Here is a 4,289-nt window from a genome sequence, read left to right as displayed (position 1 = left end):
GTTACATTCATTGGTCTGTACCAATCTGTGTTTGCTTTTCGGGCTATTTCAACACCATCAACATACCAAATAATTTCTTCTTCATTAACCTCACAACCGTAAACATGAAAATTTCGACTAGGATCATCAGGGATTCTATATTTATTCATTTGTGTTTCAATATGCTGCTTTGGACGAAACCAAATGCTTTTACCATCCACCTTTTTAACCAAATGCAAATTATGATCTGAATCTTGAATATCATCTTGATGTCCTTTAAACCAATCGAACTGTTGCAATTCTACCACATCAATTTCACAATAGACTGTTTTACCTTCCTCCACATCTCTATCAAAATCACTATACAGCCAAAATGAAGGACAAACACCCCAACCATTTCTAGGGCCAGAAATATCAATAACAGCACCTTTTATTCTAGCTTCAACATAACCTGTGGTAAATGTTTCTTTCGATTTAAGTATGCCGGATTTAAAATAAGTTCCATTATCAGGATCATTATTAGAATTATGCCGCATAGTTAATTCTGCAATGCCATTAACAATTTTAGCATTTGCATCATTATTCCATTTCCAACCTGTTGTATTTGGTAATTTATCTGTTTTATACCATTTTTTCCAATCTAATTCTTTAGCATCAAATTCATCGGATAAACTTTTTACCAATTTCCATGAACTACTCGAATCAGAAGTTTTAACAGGTTCTTGTGCGATAATTTGTGACATTGAAAAAATAAATATGATCCCAAAAAGAATACTTTTTTTCATTTCCTTAAATCTTACTTAGTGATTTCTAATAATAGTACTTCTTCTGATGCTAAATCAAATTCAGAATCAACAGAATTGGATGTTATCAAATTTTTGATTGTCATTGAGCCGCCTGATTTTAAAGACAATTTAATCTTTGCCGTATCATGACCTACATTAAGTAAATTAACCAAGTAGGAACCATTCTCTTGTTTCACAACTCTTGAAATTGTGGTTTTAAAGTCTTTGCCATTATCCGATTCAACAATAACTTCTGGCATTTGGTCTTCAATTTCTGCTAACGCTATTTTTTTAATGTTTGAAATATCTGTATCATTTAAAGCTATTAGGTTTCCATTACCTGCCGTTAATTTCTTATTTCGTTTTTGCCCATGTTCATTCATTGATAAACTTTCAGAAGAATCAAGAATTACTGTACCACCATTATCCAAATAAGACTGCAACGTGTTAAATTCGGCATCGGTCACATATTTTGTATTATAAACAACTACTGTGTTCCAGGTATTGTTATCTTGTTTTTCAATGATATTTTTAGTGACGAACCCTAACGGCAAGCCTTCAAAAAACAAAGACTTATATAGCTTTCCGTTTTTCGTCATGTAATTAGACGTATTAATGGCAGACGTTTCAGAATAAAATAATCGTAATGGACGAGGTTGCTTACGAAGTTCAATAATTTCTTCAGAAAAGGTATTTAAATCATACATTACCTGAGTTACTTCGTTAGCGATATGAGGTTGCATGTTGTTAGAACCTGCATAAGCTCCACCTAACCCTGGGTCAAAGAAGTTAAGCTCTCCTTCTAATCTGTCTTCAGGAGAACCGTCAGGATCTCGCGCCCAAAACCATCCCAAATTAGCATCCATACCCATTAAGGTTGACAACCAATATACGCTACGAACGTAGCTAGTGCGTGCTTCCATATCTCTCCACATACCCGAGGAAAGAAAATGAGATTCAGAATTTACATTAATTTTATTTGGACCAACAGACTCCAGAAAATCATGTAAAATAGCCATTCCGTCCCATTTATAGGCGTATTGCTCATTCCAATCTGAATTAATATGTGATCTAATACTAGGGCTTCCTAATGCCTTGGCATCATGACCAATCATAGTTGTTAATTCGGTAAGGGCTTCAAAATCCATCCCATGTGAACGTGAATCCTCATAAAATGTTCTTGGAAATAGTTTTATATGAGTATCTGCTTCTGGGTTAACGGCATGCAAATTATCTTGGTTAAATTTGAACCACTCCGTTACTCTATCCATATTATATCGATTCCAATCAAACCATATTGGTTTCCCTTGTAATTCGGTATCTATAGGGATTTCTATATTAACATTATTGAAATTAGCAAACGAGGTTTCCCAATTTGAATTAAGCGCTTTAATATTAGCTTTGTATTTGATCTTCAACCAAGACCTAAAATTATTAAGCGTGTATGAAGATATCCCATTCATCTCTTTGTAGTTATAAGTCCAATGCCCTTTTTCTGAAAACCAGTGTGGTTCGTTGGCGAATATATAGCCTAACTCCGTAACCTTTTTACCTTTAGTAAGTTCGCCTGTTCGACGTATAATTTTAGCCCATAAATCTCTAGCTACAGGGTTATCTATATCGAACCCTGTAAATAAAGAACGTCCTTTTCTAATTTCTGGCTCTTTTTCTTCAACCCATTCAGGAATACCCATAGACCAATAAATTAAGAAGCCAATATTTGTATCAGGAATACCTGTTAATTCTTTCATTAATTCTTCATCGAAAGAGCCGTCTTCTTTCAACAGAAAAGAGTTAATTGCTCTATCGTGATCTACTGGATAGAGGTTTTCTCCGCCATGAAAGATGGCTCCTAAGTGATCGTTGTAAACATCTTTATTAGTTAATGGTTGTCCAACAGTTTTTGAAAAATAATCATATGGGAAAGATGGCTTACCATTGCTTACAAACATATTATTTGCAGCTTTTGTGTTTTGCCAATCTACTTTGTTTACAGGACGACGTTTAATTTCACCTTGAAGTTCTTTTTTTAAATCGTCTATACCTTTATTTAAAATTTGAATAACCTTTTTACGTTCAAAATCAGGTAATTCTTCTGCCATTTGTTCTTTCTTATCAGCGTAATAACGCTCATATCCAAATAACTTCTGAACAGCATCTTTATTAGATTCATCCCAATTGGCAAATTTTAAAAACTCTTTTGAAAACCATAGTATTGTTTCTTCTCTGGTAACATCAATTGATTTTGCATGGGCTTCTTCCATTAAAGACTTTAGAACTCCTTCCTTTTCTATAGCTTCTTCTTCAATTGTTAATTCCTTTTTTTCTCCTTTACAACCAACAACCAGAAGTAGTAAAACTAGAAGTGAAAAATATTTTGTAATTAATGATTTCATGATTTGTATTTATTTAGTTAGAAATTCTATTTCCTAATAGAATATGTTATGTTTAATTTTTATTTGTATAATTATCTAAAAGATAAGTTTTACCGTTATTATCTTTAATTAAAAGTTCTATTGTTTCTATTTGTGGGTTAAATTCAAATTGAGTTTTAAAGGATAATGCTCTTAATGGAGAAACGTGTTCTATTATTATTACCTTGATTAATTTACCAGATTTATTTTTTAAACTTAGTATTGCTTCCCCTTCAATAAAAACACCATATTCGCCACTTAACGAATTCGTTTCTTTATTAAAATTCATATTCTTCGTGATGATTCCAGTCTGGTTAACATCAAGAATTGGCAATGAATTTATTTTAGCAGCACCTTGAATTTCATAATAATCAAAATGTTCTTTTGGTTTTAATTTATAAATGGGGGTTTTAATTTCGGTTTCTAAATATCCTGTTTCCAAACCGCTGTTATAAATTTCAGCATTAACACCATATTCATAATTCAATGCTTTGTCATAGGGTTCAAAAATCTTTACAAATGCTGTATTACTGAGTTTATTCACATAACAAATCCAAGATTTTGAAGCAATCATATGAAAACCTGCCATTAAATTATAATCGTAATGTAACTCAAAAATACCGGGTGCCACCTCGCCTTTCCAATTTGTACCCGTATTAAAATATTTTTTCACCTGTTCCGGATTATTCTTATCAATAGGAAAACGATTTCTATTTATAAAATTCCATCGATTTTGTGGGGTTGTTGTAATTTCAAATTGCATTCCATTAGGAAGTTTAAGGTTTTCATTAAAAGGTAAATAGGCTAAAAAGTTTTCGCCATCTTCTAAGTCCGAATTACTTCGTGAAGGATGCTGACTTGTAATTTTAAGACCTCTTTCAATCGTATTAGAACCTTTATTGAGCAAGGTGTGCTTTATAAAAACCAAACTTTTTTCTTCTTCAATATATAGATTGCGCTCATACCGTAATTGTTCATCTATTTTATGAGCATCACTAAATGATTTAGATTGATGATTGTAAACTGGAACAGGTAAGTTCTGAACACCCGAGCTAACATTGATGGTTTGATTGCCTTCGGAGCTTGTTGAAACATTAATATTATATGGACT

The 4,289-nt window shown here is 32.5% G+C and carries 3 protein-coding genes; all 3 read right to left on the bottom strand.

Annotated elements, in window-relative coordinates:
• A partial coding sequence (locus WBN21_RS07775; protein ID WP_424199049.1) for a family 16 glycosylhydrolase occupies window positions 1–722 on the bottom strand: 722 nt, incomplete at its 3' end.
• A gap of 53 nt (window positions 723–775) precedes the next feature.
• On the bottom strand, window positions 776–3,160 hold the full coding sequence (locus tag WBN21_RS07770; protein WP_424199047.1) for a hypothetical protein: 2,385 nt from the start codon (window positions 3,158–3,160) through the stop codon (window positions 776–778).
• Window positions 3,161–3,212: 52 nt separating this feature from the next.
• Window positions 3,213–4,289, bottom strand: a 1,077-nt coding sequence (locus WBN21_RS07765; protein ID WP_424199045.1) for a hypothetical protein, incomplete at its 5' end; no start/stop codon positions are given.

This window comes from Algibacter sp. (assembly GCF_049667265.1).
Taxonomy (GTDB): domain Bacteria; phylum Bacteroidota; class Bacteroidia; order Flavobacteriales; family Flavobacteriaceae; genus Algibacter_B.
Note: the sequence above shows the minus strand (reverse complement) of the source record. Positions and strands in the feature narration are given on the sequence as shown.

Bases quoted from the DNA above. Each gene is read 5' to 3' on its own strand.
- WBN21_RS07770 (WP_424199047.1), bottom strand. From the start codon at position 3,160: ATGAAATCATTAATTACAAAATATTTTTCACTTCTAGTTTTACTACTT.